Raw genomic sequence first — 19,143 nt, 5'->3', positions numbered from 1 at the left:
TTGCCGTATTTGCAGCCTGCCCGCGCGGCTGCGCCATTGTCAATGGCTCATCTCGCTTTGGCGCGTGCGCTGCAATCAATTAGGCGACGGCATGCCGGTGACACCCGGCCGCACCGGCCGCGCCTGACGCTTGAATTCGAGCCCGATATGGACGAGCAGCGCCGTGACCACCACCGCGCCGCCAATGATGGTGCGTCCCGACGGCACCTCGGAATGGATGAGCCAGACCCAGATCGGGCCGAGGATCGGCTCGAACGTGCCGAGCAGTGCTGCGACCGCCGCTGGAACGAGCCGGGCGCCGGTGGCGAAGAAGGCAAGGCCGAGACCCAGATTGACCACGCCGAATGCAAACAGGAAGCCCCTGTCGCTGCTGGAAACGCCGAATTGCGATGCCTGCGACGCGGCGAATGCGGCGGCAAGCATCGTGCCGAGGCAGGTCGCCGGCGTCATGCGCACATGGGCAAAGCGTCGCGTGATGACGGTGGCAATCGAAAACATCACAGCGATGAGCAGCGCCAAGCCGTCGCCGATGGGCGACACGGCGCCATCGAGCGATTCCGATACCATGATGGCAACGCCGGCAATGACGGCTGCAATCGCCACCCAGGTCGCCACGGCTACCCGTTCGCGAAACAGCACCCAGGCAAACAGCGCCGCCAGGAGCGGCACGCCTGCCTGCATCAAAAGGATATTGGCGACGGTGGTGTAGGCAAGCGCCACGACGAACGAGGTCGATGCGGTGGCGAAGCAGAACGCCACGGCAAGGCCGGGCAGGCCCATGCCGCGGAACAACCTTACCGTGCCGTGCCAGCCGTCGCGCCAGATCATGAAGCAGATGAGGAAGGCGGCGGCCCAGACCGAGCGCCAGAACACCACCGTCCAGCTGTCCCCGGCGTCGATGAAACGGGCGATGGCGCCGCCGAAACTCCACATCAGCGCCGACAGGAATATCAACAGGAGCCCGACACGCTCGTCACGCGGCGAGACAGCAGGGGAGACGGCTATCGCTGATGATGAATCGGTCATGAGTGCGACTGTCGGCGATTTCGGGGCAGCACGATGCATAGCGGACGACAGAAACGTGCATTAATCGCGTAACGCAAAGACGAAGGTCGGGCGTGATCCAGCGCCGTATTCCGTTTGGCGCACTGACTAGCGCACAGACGAGGCAAGACGGTCGTGCGGAGCTGGCAGGGATAGTTTACGATGCGAGGCTGGACGGCTACTGCGTGACAAGAGAAGCCCCGTGACCGACGTAAATAACATGCATAGGGCGACCCATGGATGAGCCATTCTACAAGACGGCTGCGATTGGCTATGACGCGCTGTTCGCCCGCGCAACGAACTCGTTCATCCCATCCTTGCTGAAGGCAGCGCAAATTGCGCCGGCCCATCGGGTGCTCGACGTCGCAACGGGTACAGGAGCAGCAGCGCAAGCTGCAGCGATCATGGTAGGCCCATCCGGCTCTGTCACTGGCGGCGATATCTCGCCGGCCATGCTCGAATCTGCTAGACGCAATTTGAAGAACCAACCAATCACCCTCGCAACGTTTGACGCTCATGCGCTCCCTTACGAGGATTGTCGGTTCGATGCGGTGATCTGTCAGCTTGGGCTCATGTTCTTCTCAGACCCGCTTGGAGCGCTTTCGGAGTTTCGTCGGGTTCTGCGCCCCAACGGCTGGACTGCAGTTAGCGTGACGACGACGCCGGAGCGCTCGCTGTTCGCCAGAATAGGCGCGGTAATCGCCCGTTGCGCACCTGAAAAAGCTGAAAAGCTAAATCGCTTCTTCTCCATCCCTGACGCGACATGCTTGCATTCCTTGCTCCACCGCGCCGGGTTTCAAGAGATCTATGTCCAGCTTGAAACTCGGCCCATCAAATTCTCATCTTTCGACGATTATTTCAGCGGAATCACCAAAGGAGCAACATTGAGCGGTCAGGAGTATGTCCAGCTTCCTCCAGACATGCAGGTCACAGTGCGCGAGGAAGTCTGGCGCGGGCTGGCTTCGCCGAGCGTTGGAGAGCCGCTGACGATTGAGATGGACGTTCTGATAGGCAGCGGTGGGCGATAGAACAATGCGCCGAGCGCAATTTGATGGAAACGCTGTGCCCGTCACTGGAAATCGAACGCGCTTAGTCCGGTCACCATCTCGTCGAGGCCGAGCGGGCGCGTCACCGGCGGCTCGGCGCGGGCAAGGCAGCCGATGCGTTCGCACAGCCGGCAGGCGGGGCCTATCGGCGTGGCCGGATTGGCGCCCTGTCCGGCTTTTCCGGTCGCGGCGGCGGCCGCCCACGGCAGTGCCGCGCCGTAGACGATCTCGTCACGAAAGCCGATATCGCAGCCCAACAGAAGGGCGGTACGGCGCGGTCGCTCCGAAAACGAGCCTTGCGGTCCTTCGAGCGTGCGGGCGACGCAGAGGAATTCGGCGCCATCGGGCATTTCCACCGCCTCGACGAAGATCTGGCCGGGCTGGGTAAAAGCGGCATGCACGGGAAGCTTCGGACAGCCGCCGCCGAAGCGGCTTTGCGGAAAACCCTGGCTGCCCGCCTTGCGGAAGCGGTTGCCGGCATTATCGACCTCGAGCATGAAGAACGGCACGCCCGGCGTGCCCGGCCGCTGCAGCATGGTCAGGCGGTTCGCCGCCTGCTCGAAGGAGACGCCGAAGCGCGAGCGCAGTACGTCGATATCGTAACGTGCGCGTATCGCAGCTGCGTGAAAGGGTTGATAGGGCATCATCAGCGCGTGGGCGGCGTAGCGGCCAAGCTCGAAGCGGGCAAGCCGGCGGGCCTCATCCGTGGTCAGCTTCAGCGCCTGGATCTCGCCTGCCACCGCGACCGTCATGCGGATCAGGCAGGCCTCCATCGCCACCTCGCGCAACTGATCGAACGGCGACAGGCGCTCGGACAGAAACAGGCGTTGCGAGTGGCGGTCGTAGCGGCGGCGCCAGTTCGGCATGGTGGCGACCGGCAGCACCTTGACGACGATGCCGTATTCGCGCTTCAGCCAGGCCTTCAGTGCACCGAGCAGATCGTCGCCGGGATCGAGCACCGACGTGAATGCCTCGGCCTCCTCTTCGAGCGCGGCAAAATGGTTCGGCCGGCGCTCGAAAATCTCGTGCACCTCGTCGATCGGCAAGCGGGCGCCGGACAGTGCCGTCGCTTTGCCCTCACGCGCGAGAAGCTCGTTGAGGTCGGAAAGGCGCTCGGCCTGCTCGCGATAGGCGCGAAACAGTTTTATCACCGCGGCGGAAGCGTTGGGCGCCGCCTCGGCAAGCTCGATCAGTTCCTGGTCACCAGGCAATTCGCCGACCAGCAGCGGGTCTGAAAACACTTCCTTCAAGGCAGCGACCGACCCCCGAGCCTCGCCCTGCAATTCATGCGGGTCGACCTTGTAGACAGATGCCAGCTTGAGGATCAGCTGGACCGTCAGCGGTCGCTGGTTGCGCTCGATGAGATTAAGGTAGGACGGCGAGATGCCGAGCCCTTCGGCCATCGCGGTCTGGGTCAGGCCCTTGGCGCTGCGGATGCGGCGGATGCGCGGCCCGGCGAATATCTTCTGATCGGCCATTCGACTGTCCTTGACAGAAATTTACATGACTTCTGCATGGCGATGCCATGCAGGCCTTTTACAATCGTGACAAATTTACAGCGCCTAGCTGTCAAACACAACACAGATTTTCTCTTATTTCCCGGCCATTCCTCTGGTTTTCCTCGCCTGTTTCTCACTGAAATGTAAATGCTGTCACACCAAAACGACGCAGAAATCTCCATGAGGCGGCGTTTCCATCCCAGCAGCGATTTATCCGGAGTGACCAATGACCGATTTTTACAACCTCGTCCCCTCGGCACCGGAAGGCCGCTTCGACGGCATCGAGCGGCCCTATTCGCCGGACGATGTGAAGCGGCTGCGCGGTTCGGTCCAGATCCGGCAGAGCCTCGCCGAAATGGGCGCCAACCGGCTTTGGCAGCTCATCCACGAAGAGGACTTCGTCAACGCGCTCGGCGCCATGTCGGGCAACCAGGCGATGCAGCAGGTCCGGGCCGGGCTGAAGGCGATCTACCTGTCTGGATGGCAGGTCGCCGCCGACGCCAACACCGCATCCGCCATGTATCCGGACCAATCGCTTTATCCCGCCAATGCGGCGCCCGAACTGGTCAAGCGCATCAACCGCACCCTGCAGCGCGCCGACCAGATCGAGACCTCCGAAGGCAAGGGACTTTCGGTCGACACCTGGTTTGCGCCTGTTGTCGCCGATGCGGAAGCCGGCTTCGGCGGACCGCTCAATGCCTTCGAGATCATGAAGGCTTTCATCGAGGCGGGTGCTGCCGGCGTCCACTACGAGGACCAGCTGGCATCGGAGAAGAAATGCGGCCATCTCGGCGGCAAGGTGCTGATCCCGACCGCCGCACACATCCGCAACCTCAACGCCGCGCGACTTGCTGCCGACGTCATGGGCACGCCGACGCTGGTCGTCGCGCGCACCGACGCGGAAGCGGCAAAGCTGCTCACCTCCGACATCGACGAGCGCGACCAGCCGTTCGTCGACTATGGGGCCGGCCGCACGGTGGAGGGCTTCTATCACGTCAGGAACGGCATCGAGCCTTGCATCGCGCGGGCCGTCGCCTACGCGCCCTACGCCGACCTGATCTGGTGCGAAACCTCCAAGCCCGATCTGGCGCAGGCCAAGAAGTTCGCCGAGGGCGTGCACAGGCACCATCCCGGCAAGCTTCTCGCCTATAATTGCTCGCCGTCGTTCAACTGGAAGAAGAACCTCGACGATGCCACGATCGCCAGGTTCCAGAAGGAACTCGGCGCCATGGGCTACAAGTTCCAGTTCATCACGCTGGCCGGTTTCCACCAGCTCAATTTCGGCATGTTCGAACTCGCCCGCGGCTACAAGGCGCGGCAGATGGCGGCTTATTCCGAGCTGCAGGAGGCTGAATTCGCGGCGGAAGCTCACGGCTACACCGCGACCAAGCACCAGCGCGAAGTCGGCACCGGCTATTTCGACGCCGTGTCGATGGCGATCACCGGTGGCCGGTCTTCGACCACGGCCATGCATGAATCGACCGAGCACGCCCAGTTCAAACCGGCGGCGGAATAGCCGCAACGCAGCAAAATAGAGGAACGCCCCAAAAGGGGTATAAAGGAGAAGACCAATGGCATCGATAAGCCGCGTCAAGGAACGGGCCGAAGAACAGGCCACCACCATGACCGTCGACCAGCAAGCGACCATCCGCATGCTGGCGAATGACCTGCACAGGCTCAACCAGTCGGTGATGAAGGCGGTCGAGGCCGGTGTGTCGGTGGAGCTCGTGCGCTCGGCACGGCACCATGGCGGCGACGGCAACTGGGGCGACCTGCTGATCCCGGTGATCGTCACCCAGCGGAGCCTCGGCTGACTGAAATCCGGCCGAAGCCTGTCGGTGGTTCCGGCATCACCTGCGCAGTCTCTGCGCAGGTGATTTGCGTTTGCACGACCAGTTTGCATATAGGCAAGAACAGAACTTGCTTTAAATTTTAACGTTTCTTGCGATATTCTGGCTATCCGCCATTTCAGCTTGACACAGGCAGCGATCTCACTGCAATTGTTTCTAAAGTTTCAACCCTGCATTGAAACCAGACGAGTGCCCCCACGCTCATGCGCCCCATGAACCGCGATCCCAGGACCGTAAGCCACCTGACTTTGGGGAGCCGGAATGTGGACCCCGAGATGCTCACGGACTTCACCCGCGTGCTCGTCGTCGGGAAGTCGCCGGTCAACCGGGTGGTGGTTTCGAAAATCGTCGAACGATCAGGGCTCAAACCGATTTCGGAATCGCCCGAAACGGCAGCAACGACGTTGCGATCGCTCATTCCCGGAGCTGTCGTCCTCGATGGCGGAGCGGACAACCAGGACTGCGACGCGCTGATGTCGGGCATCGATGCGCTGCGACGCACCTCGGGCAGATCGCTTCCCTCGGTGATCCTGCTTTCGACCAAGAACGGCACACCGGAGAGCCTCGGCCTGTCGAGTGTCGTTGATGCGGTGGTCGTCAAACCGATCACGACCGAACGGCTGCAGCCAGTGATCGACCACCTGATCGGGCTCGCACGCAGCTAGCCGGCGTCCGATCCGGCTTACACGCCTTTCCTCGCTTCTTGCGATCGAATCTGGATATTTATGTCAGTACGCGACCGCTCGGTGTCGCCTGACAATGAGCCCCGCTACGTCTCCTTTTGCAATTGCGACGCATCTGGGATAGCACCTTCGAACAAATCCGCAGGCATGTTCCGACTTCGCGACATGGCTGTCGATATTGGCGGATCATGACATGTCCTCAGAACAGACCATCGCCGCGCTTTGCAGGAAACTCGGACTGCGCATCACCGGTCCGCGCCGCGTCATCATGCGTGTTATATCCGAATCCAGCGACCATCCGGATGTGGTGGAACTCCATCGCCGTGTTGTCGCCATCGAGCCGACGATCGCGCTCGCCACTGTCTATCGCACCGTCAGCCTTCTGCGCGAAAAGGGCATTCTGGAGCGGCACACCTTTGGCGATCGGCGCGCCAGATACGAAACCGTCCCCCGTGAGCATCACGATCATCTCATCAACATCGAGACGGGAGACGTCGTCGAATTCCAGTCGGCGGAGATCGAGCGGCTCCAAGAGGAAATCGCTCGACAGCACGGATTCACGATCATCAGCCACAGACTGGAGATCTACGTGAAGCCGATCCAGAAAACGCGACGCTCTCGTCAATCCGGAGAATGACCGCCCGTTTCTAGCGTTCCTCGCCAATCTCCATTCGGCCCACTTTGAGTGTGGTAACGGCGAAGGCCGCGATGAAGGCGGCGGACAGCATGAGAACGATGGTCGGCGCCGGTGCGCTGTCGATGAAGAAGGACAGATAGACGCCGAGAAACGAGGCGGCGACCGCGATCGCCACCGACAGGATCAGCATGGCGCTGAACTTCCTTGTCAGCAGGAAGGCGATGGCGCCAGGCGCGATCAGCATGGCGATGGCCATGATGATGCCGACCGCCTTCAGCGCGCCGACGATGGTGAGCGAGATCAGGCAAAGCAGGCCGTAATGGAGCAGGTTGACCCGAAGACCAACCGCGCGAGCCTGAGCCGGGTCGAAGGCGTGCAGCAGGAAGTCGCGCCACTTGATCCCGATGATGCCGGCCGTGATCGCAGCAATGAGCCCCGTTTCGACGATGTCGCGCAGCCCGATGCCCAGCACGTCGCCGAACAATATGTGGTCGAGATGCACGTCGGACTGGATCTTTACGTAGAGCACCAGGCCGAGGCCGAACATGCCGGAGAAGACGATGCCCATTACCGTGTCCTGCTTGATGCGGCTGTTATCCTTGAGGAAGCCGGTGGCGAGAGCGCAGACCATCCCGGCGGCGAAGGCACCGACCGAATAGGGAAATCCAACGATGTAGGCGATGACCACGCCGGGAAAGACGGCGTGGCTGATAGCGTCGCCCATCAGCGACCAGCCCTTGAGAACGAGGAAGCAGGAGAGCAGCGCAGTCGGCACAGCGACCAGAACCGAAACAATCAGGGCATTGACCATGAAGCCGAACTGGAAGGGGGTAAGCAGCGTATCGAGGATGCTCATGGGCTGGCCTCCAAGATCCTCGCCGCGCGGCGGCGGGCTGCCAGCATTCCGTGCTTGGGAGCGAAGAAGAAGGCGGCGAGAAAGATCAGCGTCTGCAGGACGACAATGATGCCGCCGGTGGCGCCGTCGAGGAAATAGCTGGCATAGGCGCCGCTGAAACTCGTGGCCGCGCCGATTACAACCGCGATGACGAGCAGGCGCGGAAAGCGGTCCGTCAGAAGATAGGCGGTCGCGCCGGGAGTCACCACCATGCAGATGACGAGGAAGGCGCCGACGGTCTGAAGCGCGGCGACCGTGGAGGCCGATAGCAGCATGAAGAACATGATCTTGAGCGCGCTCGGGTTGAGGCCGATCGAGCGGGCATGGCTCTCGTCGAAGAAGACCACCATCAGATCCTTCCATTTCACCAGCAGGATGGCGAGCGAGACGAAGCCTATGATGGCGAGCTGAAGCGTGTCTTCCGGGGTGATGGCCAAGATGTTGCCGAGCACGATCGTCTGGATATTCACGGAGGTCGGTGACAGCGACACCATGAACAGGCCGAGACCGAAGAAGGAGGAGAAGATCAGGCCGATGATGGCGTCTTCCTTCAGCTTGGTGCGCTGGTTGAGGAAGAGCATCGCCGCAGCGGCGAGCCCGCCGGAGAAGAAGGCGCCGATCGAGAAGGGAAGGCCCAGCATATAGGCGCCGGCGACGCCCGGCACGATCGAATGCGAGAGCGCGTCACCGATCAGCGACCAGCCTTTCAGCATCAGATAGCAGGACAGGAAGGCGCAGACACCCCCGACCAAGGCGGACACCCACATGGCATTGAGCATGTATTCGTAGCCGAACGGCTCGAACAGGATACTCATTCGTCGCGTTCCCGCATCTTTTGCTGCATGGCTCCGTTCTCTCCGTAGAAGACCAGTGGCCGCTCGTCGTCGGTGATGACGGCAAGGCGGCGCCTGTCGTCGTCCTCATGCAGCCCGGCGCCGCCGAGCACGAAATGACGCAAGACGCCGCCAAAAGCCTTTTCCAGGTTCGCCTGCGTGAAGGTCTGTCCTGTAGGCCCGTAGGCAAGGACCGTGTTCCGGAGCAGCACGGCACGATCGCAGAACTCCGGCACGCTACCCAGATTATGGGTCGAGACCAGCATCACTCGGCCTTCGTCCCGGAGCGCGCGCAGCAGTTCGACGATAGCGTCCTCGGTCCTGACGTCGACGCCGGTGAAGGGCTCGTCGAGCAGGATGACGCGCCCATCCTGCGCCAGCGCCCGAGCGAGAAAGACGCGCTTCTTTTGCCCGCCCGAAAGCTCGCCGATCTGGCGCTTGCGGAAATCGCTCATGCCGACACGCGCAAGCGCGGCGGTAACCGCCTCGCGATCAGCAGCCTTCGGAATGCGCATCATGCCCATATGGCCGTAGCGACCCATCATGACGACGTCCTCGACCAGTACTGGAAAGTTCCAATCGACCTCCTCGGCCTGCGGCACATAGGCGACGACGTTCTTCCTCAGCGCGGCCGCGGCCGGCTGTCCGAGAACAAAAATCTCTCCCTTTGCCAGCCGCACGAAGCCCATGATGGCTTTGAACAGCGTCGACTTGCCCGAGCCGTTGACACCGACAAGTGCCGTGATCGTGCCTGTCGGAATTTCAAAGCTCGCATCCCGCAGCGCCGTGTGGCCGTTGCGGTAGGTGACGGTCGCGCCGCGGACGGCGAGACCGCCTCCCGCATCCTCGGACGCGGGGGCAAGAGGCGGAACCGCTTCGTTCATTGCGACAGCCCCGCGGCGAGGCCTTTCTGAACCGTATCCGATGTCACACGCAGCAGGTCGATATAGGTCGGCACCGGGCCGTCCGCCTCGCTGAGAGAATCGACGTAGAGCACGCCACCGTAATGGACCCCCGTCTCGCGCGCGACCTGCCGGGCCGGCTTGTCCGACACGGTGCTTTCGCTGAAGACGGCGACGATCTTGTTTTCCCTGACGGCGTCGATCACTTTGCGAACCTGCTGCGGGGTGCCTTGCTGGTCAGCGTTGATCGGCCACAAATAAAGCTCCTTCAGCTCGAAATCGCGTGCGAGGTAGGAGAAAGCGCCTTCGCTCGATACCAGCCAGCGCCTGTCCTGCGGGATCGAGGCAAGCTTATCGCGGATCGGCGCGACGGCCGCCTCTATCTTTGCCTTGTAGGCTTCTGCATTGGCCTTGTAGGTCTCGGCATGCGCCGGATCGTGCTCGACGAAGGCATCGCGGATGTTGTCGACGTAGATCAGCGCGTTTGTCGGCGACATCCAGGCATGCGGGTTCGGTTTGCCAGTATAGGGTCCCTCGGCGATGCTCATCGGTTGGACGCCCTCGGAGACGATAGCGCCGGGCACGTCGCTGAGGTTCTGGAAGAATTTTTCGAACCAGAGTTCGAGGTTGAGCCCGTTCCACAGAATGAGCTGTGCGCCCTGCGCCCGCTGAATGTCGCCCGGCGTCGGCGCGTAATTGTGGATCTCCGCTCCCGGCTTGGTGATCGATTCCACGATTGCTGCGTCGCCCGCCACGTTCTTCGCCATGTCGGCGATGACGGTGAAGGTCGTCACGGCCTTGAATTTTTCCTGCGCTTTCGCTGGACTTGAAGCCACTGCCGCAGCGAACACTGTAGCCATCAACCCGACGACAACCAATCGCCCGTATCTCTCGATCATCAAAATCTCCTGTCGCGATTTACTCGCATGTCCCGCGGGCGGCCGCCATTATGCGACTGTGACGCCGCGCTTGTCGCATATGCTGCAATTGCGACTGATTTGCAAATAGAAAGCGGTTTTGCATCGTGGATTGTACACGGCCGCGCGATGGAGGTCAGCGACAGCGCGGCCCTTGGCGGAGCGGACAACAAGGATTGCGACGCGCAATGTCCGGCATCGATGCGCTGCGGCGCACGTCCGGTTCGACGCCGGGACCCGCGATCAGCCGGCTTTCCCGATGCTTTCGACCAGCCGGGGCAGTTCCGAGAGATCGGTGATCTGGCGGAAGCGAGGCGCGGTGATCGGCGGCTCGACATGTTCCAGCGCCCAGGTCAGCTCATGCGGCACGTGGATACCCCAACTGCCGGCCTCGATGGCCGGCACCACGTCCGACTTGAGCGAATTGCCGACCATCATGCTTCTTTCGGCGCCATCGCCGTAGCGGCTGAAGATGCTGACATAAGTGGCGGGGCTCTTGTCACTGACGATCTCGACGGCATCGAAAAGGTCACCCAGGCCCGATTGCGCCAGCTTGCGTTCCTGATCGAAGAGGTCGCCCTTGGTGATCAGCACCAGGCGATACGCATCCGCCAGCTTTTCAACGGTTTCGCGCGCATGGGGCAGCGCCTCGATCGGATGGCCAAGCATCTCGCGGCCCGCCGCAAGAATCTCGGCGATGACCGAGGCCGGCGCGCGGCCCTCGGTAATCTCGATCGCCGTTTCGATCATCGACAGGGTAAACCCCTTGATGCCGAAGCCGTAGACGGCGAGGTTGCGCTTCTCGGCCTCCAGCAATCTTGCCGAGATGTGCTCCTCCTCGGCATGATCGGCGAGCAGCGCGGCAAAGCGCTTTTCGGTCATGCGGAAGAACTGCTCGTTCTGCCAGAGCGTGTCATCGGCATCGAAGCCGATCGTGGTCAACTCATGATTGTTCTGCATTCGACGTCTTCGACCGAGGTCATTGAACTTGCGTCGAACCTAAGCTGCTTTGGGCGCTTTTCAACTGGGCAGGCGAACGCAGGGCCGGCTCCCCTTCCCTTCCATCGCCGGCCCCGGCTATACTCCCAAATCCGCAACCCAATCTGGTGAATGATGCCGCCTGCAAAAAAGGAAGTCCGTCCGTCGAGCCGCGGAGGACGTATCCGCACGCCTGCCTTCGTGAAAAATCAACGTGGTGTGAAAAACTGGAAGGAAGTCGGCGCCTGGCTGGCGTGGCGCGGCATCGAGGATATCGAATGCATCACGCCCGACCAGGCGGGTGTTGCGCGCGGCAAGATGATGCCGTCGAAGAAATTCACCTCCAACACCTCGCTGGCGCTGCCTTCGGCGGTGTTCATGACGACGATCTCCGGCGGCTACCCGGAAGACGGCAACGGCTTCCACTATCCGGAGGACGACGGCGACCTCAAGCTGATGCCGGACCTGTCGACGCTGACGGTGGTGCCGTGGGAAGAGGACCCGACGGCGGCGGTCATCTGCGACCTCGTCCACCAGGACGGCCGCTCGGTCGAGTTCACGCCGCGCAACGTGCTGAAGCGTGTGCTTGCCGCTTACGACAAGCGCGGGCTGAAGCCGGTGGTGGCACCCGAGATCGAGTTCTACCTAGTGCGCAAGAATCCCGATCCGGACTACCCGCTGACGCCGCCGGTCGGGCGTTCGGGACGGGCGATCGGCGGTGGCGCCGGCTATTCGATCGCCGGCGTCAACGAGTTCGACGAACTGATCGACGACATCTACCATTTCTCCGAAAGCCAGGGCCTGGAGATCGATACGCTGATCCACGAGGAAGGCGCCGGCCAGCTCGAGATCAATCTGCGCCATGGCGATCCGATCGAGCTCGCCGACCAGGTGTTCATGTTCAAGCGCACCATCCGCGAGGCGGCGCTGAAGCATGAGATCTATGCCACCTTCATGGCCAAGCCGATCCAGGGGCAGCCCGGGTCGGCCATGCATATCCACCAGTCGATCATCGACAAGAAGACCGGCAAGAACGTCTTTTCTGCCGAGGACGGCTCGGAAACCGAAGCCTTCTTCCATTTCCTCGGCGGCATGCAGAAACATGTGCCGAACGCGCTGGTGATGTTTGCGCCCTACGTCAATTCCTATCGCCGGCTGACGCAGTCGGCTTCGGCGCCGGTCAACAACAAATGGGGCTACGACAACCGCACCACCGCCTTCCGCGTCCCGCGTTCCGACCCGGCAGCCAGGCGCGTCGAGAACCGCATCCCCTCATCCGACGCCAATCCCTATCTGGCGCTGGCCGCATCGCTTGCCTGCGGGCTGATCGGCATGACCAACAAGATCAAGGCCGAACCACCGGTTCTCACCACCGCCAACGAGGCAGAGATCGACCTGCCGCGCAGCCTGCTCGAAGCTGTCGATCTGTTCGAAGCCGACGAGGAACTCTGCGCGCTGCTCGGCAAGTCGTTTGCCGCGACCTATGCGGCGATCAAGCGGGCGGAATTCGAGACCTTCATGGAAGTGATCAGCCCGTGGGAGCGGGAGTATCTGTTGTTGAATGTGTAGGAGGGGAGTAGGGCAGTACGGCAGTAGGGCAGTAGGGCAGTAGGGGGCGGCACGTACTGGCGAAGATCGAGTCATACAGGGATCTGATCGTCTGGCAGCAGGCAATGGACCTGGCAGTATCAATCTATGAAGTGACACGAGCTTGGCCGAAAGACGAGCTCTATGGAATGACAGGTCAGGTGCGTCGGGCAGCTACCTCCGTGCCTGCCAACATCGCTGAGGGTTACGGCCGAGAGAGCCGAGCTTCCTATCAGCAATTTCTCAGGATCGCCCAAGGATCACTCAAGGAACTGGAGACGCATCTTATGATTGCGCACCGTGTCGGAATCGCCTCGCACGAGGCGGTCGAACCTTTGATGAACCGCAGCGAGAGCGTAGGGACGCTATTGCGCCTTCTGATCCGCAAATTGTCACCTGAATAGCTCCTACTGCCCTACTGCCCTACTGCCCTACTGCCCTACTGCCCTACTGCCCTACTGCCCTACTGCCCTACTGCCCTACTGCCCTACTGCCCTACTGCCCTACTGCCCTACTGCCCTAACCCGCCGTCGATCACCATGCCCTACCAATCCCCAATCTCCCCCGGCCGCTCCTGGTATGAGGACACGGCCGGGCCGCGGCCCGAATACCCGGCGCTCGACGGCGACCGGAGATGCGACGTCGTCATCGTCGGCGGCGGCTTCACCGGCCTGTCGGCGGCGGCGCACCTTGCCAAGGCCGGCAGCAATGTCGTGCTGATCGAAGCGCATCGTTTCGGCGACGGTGCATCGGGCCGCAATGGCGGCCAGCTCGGCACCGGCCAGCGCGCCTGGGCCGAGGAACTGGAAGCCGAATACGGCTTTTCCCGTGCCAAGGCGCTGTTCGACCTCGCCGAAGAGGCCAAGGCGCATCTCCTCGAATTCGCCGCTGCCAACAAGATCGAGATCGACTACATGCCCGGCCAGATGTCGGTGGCGCACAAGCAGCGCTATGTCGGCGATTACAAGGCGCATGCCGAGATCATGGCGAACCGTTTCGGCTATCCGCACATCACCTTCATGGACGCCAAGGAGACGGCGGAGCGGTTGGGCTCGGCGCGCTACTTCGGCGGCACCCGCGACACCGGCACCGGGCACATTCATCCGCTGAAGCTGGTGATCGGCACGGCAAAGGTGGCGGTGCAGGCGGGCGCGCAGCTGTTCGAGCAGACGCCGGCGACCGGCATCGCGTCCGTTAGCGGCAAGGTCAGGGTTACGACGCCGAAGGGCACGATATCAGCGGAGAAATGTCTGATCGGCGTCAACGCTCACGGCGGCACGCTCGAGCCGATCAGCGCCGCGCACATCATGCCGATCGGCTCCTTCATCGGCGCGACGGCGCCGCTGGGGGCTGACACAAACGTGCTGCCGGGCGGTGAGGCGGTCGATGATTCCCGCTTCGTCGTGCGCTACTTCCGCAAATCGACGGATGGACGTCTGCTGTTCGGCGGGCGCGAGATCTACGCGGTCAACGATCCGAAAGACATCCATGTCCACATCCGCCGGCAGATCGCCGAGCTTTACCCAGCGCTGAAGGACGTCGAGATCACCCATGGCTGGGGCGGCTATGTCGGCATCACGATGCCGAGAAAACCGTTCGTGCGCGAGGTGATTCCCAATGTGATCTCGGTCGGCGGCTATTCCGGCCACGGCGTCATGCTGTCGAACTTTTTCGGCAAGCTCTATGCCGAAACCGTCGCCGGCAACCGGGACCGGCTGAGGCTGATCGAGGATCTGAAAATCCCGGCCTTTCCCGGTGGCAGGCGCTTCCGCGCGCCTCTGCTGTTTCTTGCGCTCAACTGGTATGCCTTGAGAGACCGTATCTAACCACAGGTTGCAAAATCCCTTGCAAGTTGCAGAATCTCTCGCAAAGGTGCAGAATCCGCCCGGCAAGGGCGCAGTGATGCCACAATCGCCGGCAAAGGATGCGCGCTCAGGGCAGTTGAACGGGGACTTTTGCGGGCCTGCCCGCGTTGGTTTGGGACCGATGCCGACCAAATGCCGGTTTTCCCGGCACAGGTCGTAAGAACGTCGGCCCGCAAATGGAGGTTGCAAGAGTGAGAGAGCCCTTCAGTTTCGGCGCGCCGGAACGACGGCGCTTTGCGATGCAGTTTGGCTACGACATGCAGCCCAGGTTCTGGCGGCAAATTCGGTCGAACTTGCATCTGGTCATCGCCGCGTTTGGCACAGCAGCGCTGCTTGGCGTCGCCGCGGTGGCGCTATGGCTGGCATTGCCGGCCACCGAGAGACAAGCGGTTGCGAGTCCCGAGCAGATCGTTTCAAGCATTCCGGTAAAAACAACAAGGATCGTGCCGGCCGCGGCCTCGACGGTCGCCGCGGCGCAGCAGGCTGCGAGCAAGACCGATGCGGTTTCGCCGGCGGTGGTTGCAGCGAAGGCCGAGATAGCGGCGCTGGCGCCCAATGACCCTCGCTGGACAGGATCGGGACCGAAGACCACATCCGGCCAGATGGCGGGCCAGGCTGAAAAAGCAGACAAGCCGTCCACTGCGGCGGCATTCTCCGATCCGGCAGCGAAAACCAAAGTGGCAGCATTGCTTGCCAAAGTCGCGGCTCCCACCAAGACGTCGACGGACGGTGCGCAAACCGCCGCCATCCCCACCCCGAAGCCGGAAGAGCCGGCAGCGACACAGAACGATGGCACCCAGGCCAAAGTCGAGGCCAAGCAAGCAAGCGCGGCAGATACCGGACGCATCCTCAGGGGCGTCACCATGCGCACCGGTCCGAAGAATAGTGCGGCCGCCATCGTCACCATTCCAGCCAAGACCTCGGTTCAGGTGATGGGCTGCAAGAAATGGTGCCAGGTCGTCTACAACGGCAAACGCGGCTGGATCTACAAGAGCTTCGTCAAGACCGGCGCGTAGGATTGTCAGGCCATTCTTTGACGTTGCCCACGGCTCATTTGGCTGCCGCAATCAGCCGCCCGGGGTGCGATGAACGATCAAGTCAAACTTGAACCCGACAGCGCCGGACGGCTCAGATGCAACGTCCACCGTCGACTTCCAGCGCCACGCCAGTGATGAAAGCCGCCTCGTCCGAAGCCAGCCAGAGCGCCGCGTTGGCTATGTCGAGCGGCGTCGAAAGCCGGCCAAGCGGGATCGACGCGCGGAATTTCTCGCGGATTTCGGGCGTGTCGGCGCCCATGAATTTTTCCAGCATGCCGGTCTCGCCGGCGACCGGGCAGAGGCAGTTGACACGGATGTTCTTGGGCGCGAGCTCCACTGCCATGGATTTGGTCGCGGTGATCGCCCAGCCCTTCGATGCATTGTACCAGGTGAGGCCGGGCCGCGGCCTGATGCCGGCGGTCGAAGCCGTGGTCAGGATGACGCCACCGCCTTGCCGGTCCATGACCGGCACAACCGCCAGAGCGGCGTGGTAGATCGCCCTCATGTTGACGGCCGTGATCAGGTCGAAGGTCGTCTCGTCGACCTCGAGCATATCGCCGTTGCGATGGGTGTAGCCGGCATTGTTGACCATGATGTCGATGCGGCCGAAGGCACTCTTTGCGGCATAGACCATCTCATCGAACTCGGAACGCAACGAGACGTCGGTCTGGGTCCAGATCGCCGCCCGGCCGATCTCGTTGGCGACGCTTTCGGCGCCCTTGGCGTTGAGGTCGGCGACAACGACCTTGGCACCCTCCTCGGCAAAACGCTTGGCCATGCCCTCGCCGAAGCCCGACGCGGCACCGGTGACGATGGCAACTTTGTTTTCCAGGCGCATGGCTTTCTCACTCATGATTGAAGACGACCGCGCGGGCAGTCGCTGGCGACGACCGCCGAACGATCAGTATACACGCTCAATTTCTCCTTTGGCTTTCGCTTCGATCCCGCTCTATGCTGCATCTGCGAAGGCCTCCCGGAACACCTCACCGACAAGCCGCCGGGTTGCGCCAGTGTCAAGGGCACCCACACCTCAAGGCCAATTGGCAAAACCCGATTGGCCTTGGGTGTGACGCCGTGGCACTGGAAAATCTAAATCGATTAGATTATATCAGCCGCGTCACAGCGACCAGCGTCAAAGCGGACAGACCATGACCAGCCAGATCATTCCCGTCGACCCTTTCGACTTCATCATTTTCGGCGGCACCGGCGATCTGTCGGAACGCAAGCTTTTACCGTCGCTCTATCATCGCCAGCGCGGCCATCAGTTTTCCGAACCGACGCGCATCATCGGCACGTCGCGCTCGAAAATGACCGACGAGGAATTCCAGGCTTTCGCCAGGCAGGCGATTTCCGACCATGTGAAACCGGCCGATATCGACGCCACGGAGCTGAAGACGTTCCTTGCCCGGCTTTCCTACGTCTCGGCCGACGCGACCACTGGCGCGGGCTTCGACAAATTGAAGAAGGCGATCGGCGACAGCGACAGCATCCGCGCTTTCTACCTGGCGGTGGCGCCGGCGCTGTTCGGCGACATCTCGCATAAGCTGAAAGAGAACGGGCTGATCACGCCGAACTCGCGCATCGTGCTGGAGAAGCCGATCGGGCGCGATCTCGCCTCGGCGCGCGAGCTCAACGATCTGGTCGGCGACGATTTCCATGAAAGCCAGATTTTCCGCATCGACCACTATCTCGGCAAGGAGACGGTGCAGAACCTGATGGCACTGCGCTTTGCCAATGCGCTTTACGAACCGCTGTGGAATTCGGCCAATGTCGACCATGTGCAGATCACCGTGGCCGAGACCGTCGGTCTCGAAGACCGCGTCACCTACTACGACAAGGCCGGCGCACTGCGCGACATGGTGCAGAACCACATGCTGCAGCTTCTTTGCCTCGTCGCCATGGAGGCGCCGTCGTCGATGGATGCCGATGCCGTGCGCGACGAAAAGCTGAAGGTGCTGCGGGCGCTGAAACGCATCAACGGCAATGAAGCCCCCAGGCATACCGTGCGCGGCCAGTATCGTGCCGGGGCCTCGGCCGGCGGGCCGGTGAAAGGCTATGTCGAGGAGCTCGGCAAGAACAGCAACACCGAGACCTTCGTTGCGCTCAAGGCCGAAATCGGCAACTGGCGCTGGGCGGGCGTGCCGTTCTACCTCAGGACGGGCAAGCGGCTGGCGACGCGCGTTTCGGAGATCGTCATCGAATTCAAGCCGATTCCGCACTCGATCTTCGGCGACAGCGCCGGGCCGATCTCCGCCAACCAGCTGGTCATCAGGCTGCAACCCGACGAAGGCGTCAAGCAATTCATCATGATCAAGGATCCGGGGCCGGGCGGCATGCGGCTGCGCCAGATCCCGCTCGATATGAGCTTCGCGCAATCCTTCGACGGCCGCGCGCCCGATGCCTATGAGCGGCTGATCATGGACGTCATCCGTGGCAACCAGACGCTGTTCATGCGCCGCGACGAGGTCGAGGCGGCGTGGAAGTGGATCGACCCGATCCAGGACGCATGGGAAAGCGCAAGGCAAGAGGCGCAGGGCTATACGGCCGGCACATGGGGCCCCTCGGCTTCGATTGCGCTTATCGAACGCGACGGGCGGACATGGCACGAGAGCAATTGAACAGCGCCGCCTATAGCTGGCACGCGTTTGCCGAACGCCAGGACCTGGCGGCAGCACTTGCCGGCCACGTCGCAGGCCGCCTGACCAATGCAATCGCTGAGCGCGGCACGGCATTGCTCGCCGTTTCCGGCGGCACGACGCCGGCGATATTTTTCGCATCGCTTTCGAGTATCCCGATCGCCTGGAACAAGGTCACGGTGACGCTGGTCGACGAGCGTTGCGTGCCGGCCTCCTCTCCGCGCTCCAACGCCGGGCTGGTCGCTGCCAATCTTTTGCAAAACGCGGCCGCAGCCGCACGTTTCGTGCCGCTCTATCAGGAGGCAGCAAGCATCGGCGATACGTTGGAGGCCGACAGCAGGATGTTGCGGTCGCTGCCCTGGCCGCTCGATGTGGTCGTGCTTGGCATGGGAGCCGATGGCCATACCGCATCGTTTTTCCCGGATGCCGACAATCTGGAAAAACTGCTCGACCCGTTCTCGGAAAGGGTTGTGCTCCCGGTTCACGCAGCAAGCGCCGGCGAGCCGCGCCTGACGCTGTCGCTGGCGCGGATCGTCAGGGCCGGCTTCCTCGCACTGCACATCGAAGGTGAAGACAAGCGCAAGGCTTTCGAAAGCGCGATGGGATCGGAAACGCGAAAACCCATTCGTGCCGTGCTCGACGCAGCCGAGAGGCCCGTAGAGGTTTTCTGGGCACCCTGATTTCAACTTGCCGAGGGTCCCGGCAGATAGCCGGAAGGTGTTTGCGGGACCTCG

19 protein-coding genes are annotated in these 19,143 nt (G+C 62.2%); 11 read left to right on the top strand and 8 right to left on the bottom strand.

Going from position 1 to position 19,143, the window contains the following annotated elements:
* Positions 1-75: 75 nt before the first annotated feature.
* Positions 76-1,026, bottom strand: coding sequence for a DMT family transporter (locus tag IHQ72_RS08640; protein WP_258122032.1), 951 nt, complete (start codon positions 1,024-1,026; stop codon positions 76-78).
* A 254-nt stretch (positions 1,027-1,280) separates the two neighbouring features.
* On the opposite strand from IHQ72_RS08640, the gene IHQ72_RS08635 reads away from it, so the two are divergent.
* Positions 1,281-2,072: a class I SAM-dependent methyltransferase gene (locus IHQ72_RS08635; RefSeq protein ID WP_258122031.1), complete on the top strand. Its 792-nt coding sequence runs from the start codon at positions 1,281-1,283 to the stop codon at positions 2,070-2,072.
* Positions 2,073-2,113: 41 nt separating this feature from the next.
* Here IHQ72_RS08635 and IHQ72_RS08630 read toward each other — a convergent pair whose 3' ends face one another.
* The gene (locus tag IHQ72_RS08630) at positions 2,114-3,568 is read right to left on the bottom strand and encodes a helix-turn-helix domain-containing protein (protein ID WP_258122030.1); all 1,455 of its coding nucleotides are present in this window, start codon (positions 3,566-3,568) and stop codon (positions 2,114-2,116) included.
* A gap of 247 nt (positions 3,569-3,815) precedes the next feature.
* Between IHQ72_RS08630 and aceA the strand changes: the two genes are divergently transcribed.
* From aceA to IHQ72_RS08610, 4 genes are all read left to right on the top strand, one after another.
* Positions 3,816-5,105, top strand: coding sequence for an isocitrate lyase (aceA, locus tag IHQ72_RS08625; protein ID WP_123146699.1), 1,290 nt, complete (start codon positions 3,816-3,818; stop codon positions 5,103-5,105).
* A 55-nt stretch (positions 5,106-5,160) separates the two neighbouring features.
* Positions 5,161-5,403, top strand: coding sequence for an SMc00767 family acetate metabolism repressor (locus IHQ72_RS08620; protein ID WP_077379645.1), 243 nt, complete (start codon positions 5,161-5,163; stop codon positions 5,401-5,403).
* 311 nt (positions 5,404-5,714) lie between these two features.
* Positions 5,715-6,104, top strand: coding sequence for a response regulator (locus IHQ72_RS08615; protein WP_374120386.1), 390 nt, complete (start codon positions 5,715-5,717; stop codon positions 6,102-6,104).
* Positions 6,105-6,315: 211 nt separating this feature from the next.
* Complete coding sequence (locus tag IHQ72_RS08610) at positions 6,316-6,759, top strand: Fur family transcriptional regulator (protein WP_095491384.1); 444 nt, start codon at positions 6,316-6,318, stop codon at positions 6,757-6,759.
* A 10-nt stretch (positions 6,760-6,769) separates the two neighbouring features.
* On the opposite strand, the gene IHQ72_RS08605 is transcribed toward IHQ72_RS08610, so the two are convergent.
* From IHQ72_RS08605 to IHQ72_RS08585, 5 genes are all read right to left on the bottom strand, one after another.
* A complete protein-coding gene (locus tag IHQ72_RS08605; RefSeq protein WP_258122027.1) occupies positions 6,770-7,615 on the bottom strand; it encodes a metal ABC transporter permease in 846 nt (281 codons plus the stop codon).
* The gene (gene sitC, locus IHQ72_RS08600; RefSeq protein WP_258122026.1) at positions 7,612-8,469 is read right to left on the bottom strand and encodes an iron/manganese ABC transporter permease subunit SitC; all 858 of its coding nucleotides are present in this window, start codon (positions 8,467-8,469) and stop codon (positions 7,612-7,614) included. Before sitC ends, IHQ72_RS08605 begins: the two co-directional genes overlap by 4 nt.
* On the bottom strand, positions 8,466-9,371 hold the full coding sequence (locus IHQ72_RS08595) for a manganese/iron ABC transporter ATP-binding protein (RefSeq protein ID WP_258122025.1): 906 nt from the start codon (positions 9,369-9,371) through the stop codon (positions 8,466-8,468). Before IHQ72_RS08595 ends, sitC begins: the two co-directional genes overlap by 4 nt.
* Positions 9,368-10,288: a metal ABC transporter substrate-binding protein gene (locus IHQ72_RS08590; protein ID WP_309508798.1), complete on the bottom strand. Its 921-nt coding sequence runs from the start codon at positions 10,286-10,288 to the stop codon at positions 9,368-9,370. Before IHQ72_RS08590 ends, IHQ72_RS08595 begins: the two co-directional genes overlap by 4 nt.
* 261 nt (positions 10,289-10,549) lie before the next feature.
* A complete protein-coding gene (locus IHQ72_RS08585; RefSeq protein ID WP_258122024.1) occupies positions 10,550-11,266 on the bottom strand; it encodes an HAD family hydrolase in 717 nt (238 codons plus the stop codon).
* Between the two features lie 150 nt (positions 11,267-11,416).
* Here IHQ72_RS08585 and IHQ72_RS08580 point away from each other — a divergent pair, with 150 nt between their 5' ends.
* From IHQ72_RS08580 to IHQ72_RS08565, 4 genes are all read left to right on the top strand, one after another.
* Positions 11,417-12,853: a glutamine synthetase family protein gene (locus IHQ72_RS08580; RefSeq protein ID WP_165848439.1), complete on the top strand. Its 1,437-nt coding sequence runs from the start codon at positions 11,417-11,419 to the stop codon at positions 12,851-12,853.
* A 104-nt stretch (positions 12,854-12,957) separates the two neighbouring features.
* Complete coding sequence (locus IHQ72_RS08575; RefSeq protein ID WP_244602698.1) at positions 12,958-13,275, top strand: four helix bundle protein; 318 nt, start codon at positions 12,958-12,960, stop codon at positions 13,273-13,275.
* A gap of 135 nt (positions 13,276-13,410) precedes the next feature.
* Positions 13,411-14,697 carry an NAD(P)/FAD-dependent oxidoreductase gene (locus tag IHQ72_RS08570; protein WP_258122023.1) on the top strand — a complete coding sequence of 429 codons (1,287 nt, stop codon included), beginning with the start codon at positions 13,411-13,413 and terminating at the stop codon, positions 14,695-14,697.
* 230 nt (positions 14,698-14,927) lie between these two features.
* Positions 14,928-15,752: an SH3 domain-containing protein gene (locus IHQ72_RS08565; RefSeq protein ID WP_258122022.1), complete on the top strand. Its 825-nt coding sequence runs from the start codon at positions 14,928-14,930 to the stop codon at positions 15,750-15,752.
* A 112-nt stretch (positions 15,753-15,864) separates the two neighbouring features.
* Here the strand turns inward: IHQ72_RS08565 and IHQ72_RS08560 are convergent, their stop codons facing one another.
* On the bottom strand, positions 15,865-16,611 hold the full coding sequence (locus tag IHQ72_RS08560; protein WP_258122021.1) for an SDR family oxidoreductase: 747 nt from the start codon (positions 16,609-16,611) through the stop codon (positions 15,865-15,867).
* Between the two features lie 310 nt (positions 16,612-16,921).
* Between IHQ72_RS08560 and zwf the strand changes: the two genes are divergently transcribed.
* Positions 16,922-18,391 (top strand): glucose-6-phosphate dehydrogenase, encoded by a 1,470-nt coding sequence (zwf, locus tag IHQ72_RS08555; protein WP_258122020.1) that lies wholly within the window; start codon positions 16,922-16,924, stop codon positions 18,389-18,391.
* The gene (pgl, locus tag IHQ72_RS08550) at positions 18,373-19,089 is read left to right on the top strand and encodes a 6-phosphogluconolactonase (protein ID WP_258122019.1); all 717 of its coding nucleotides are present in this window, start codon (positions 18,373-18,375) and stop codon (positions 19,087-19,089) included. The genes zwf and pgl overlap by 19 nt, the downstream gene beginning before the upstream one ends.
* Positions 19,090-19,143: the final 54 nt, after the last annotated feature.

This window comes from Mesorhizobium onobrychidis (assembly GCF_024707545.1).
GTDB classification, from domain to species: Bacteria; Pseudomonadota; Alphaproteobacteria; order Rhizobiales; family Rhizobiaceae; genus Mesorhizobium; species Mesorhizobium onobrychidis.
Note: the sequence above shows the minus strand (reverse complement) of the source record. Positions and strands in the feature narration are given on the sequence as shown.

Bases quoted from the DNA above. Each gene is read 5' to 3' on its own strand.
- IHQ72_RS08640 (WP_258122032.1), bottom strand. From the start codon at position 1,026: ATGACCGATTCATCATCAGCGATAGCCGTCTCCCCTGCTGTCTCGCCG.
- IHQ72_RS08635 (WP_258122031.1), top strand. From the start codon at position 1,281: ATGGATGAGCCATTCTACAAGACGGCTGCGATTGGCTATGACGCGCTG.
- IHQ72_RS08630 (WP_258122030.1), bottom strand. From the start codon at position 3,568: ATGGCCGATCAGAAGATATTCGCCGGGCCGCGCATCCGCCGCATCCGC.
- aceA (WP_123146699.1), top strand. From the start codon at position 3,816: ATGACCGATTTTTACAACCTCGTCCCCTCGGCACCGGAAGGCCGCTTC.
- IHQ72_RS08620 (WP_077379645.1), top strand. From the start codon at position 5,161: ATGGCATCGATAAGCCGCGTCAAGGAACGGGCCGAAGAACAGGCCACC.
- IHQ72_RS08615 (WP_374120386.1), top strand. From the start codon at position 5,715: ATGCTCACGGACTTCACCCGCGTGCTCGTCGTCGGGAAGTCGCCGGTC.
- IHQ72_RS08610 (WP_095491384.1), top strand. From the start codon at position 6,316: ATGTCCTCAGAACAGACCATCGCCGCGCTTTGCAGGAAACTCGGACTG.
- IHQ72_RS08605 (WP_258122027.1), bottom strand. From the start codon at position 7,615: ATGAGCATCCTCGATACGCTGCTTACCCCCTTCCAGTTCGGCTTCATG.
- sitC (WP_258122026.1), bottom strand. From the start codon at position 8,469: ATGAGTATCCTGTTCGAGCCGTTCGGCTACGAATACATGCTCAATGCC.
- IHQ72_RS08595 (WP_258122025.1), bottom strand. From the start codon at position 9,371: ATGAACGAAGCGGTTCCGCCTCTTGCCCCCGCGTCCGAGGATGCGGGA.
- IHQ72_RS08590 (WP_309508798.1), bottom strand. From the start codon at position 10,288: ATGATCGAGAGATACGGGCGATTGGTTGTCGTCGGGTTGATGGCTACA.
- IHQ72_RS08585 (WP_258122024.1), bottom strand. From the start codon at position 11,266: ATGCAGAACAATCATGAGTTGACCACGATCGGCTTCGATGCCGATGAC.
- IHQ72_RS08580 (WP_165848439.1), top strand. From the start codon at position 11,417: ATGATGCCGCCTGCAAAAAAGGAAGTCCGTCCGTCGAGCCGCGGAGGA.
- IHQ72_RS08575 (WP_244602698.1), top strand. From the start codon at position 12,958: ATGGACCTGGCAGTATCAATCTATGAAGTGACACGAGCTTGGCCGAAA.
- IHQ72_RS08570 (WP_258122023.1), top strand. From the start codon at position 13,411: ATGCCCTACCAATCCCCAATCTCCCCCGGCCGCTCCTGGTATGAGGAC.
- IHQ72_RS08560 (WP_258122021.1), bottom strand. From the start codon at position 16,611: ATGCGCCTGGAAAACAAAGTTGCCATCGTCACCGGTGCCGCGTCGGGC.
- zwf (WP_258122020.1), top strand. From the start codon at position 16,922: ATGACCAGCCAGATCATTCCCGTCGACCCTTTCGACTTCATCATTTTC.
- pgl (WP_258122019.1), top strand. From the start codon at position 18,373: ATGGCACGAGAGCAATTGAACAGCGCCGCCTATAGCTGGCACGCGTTT.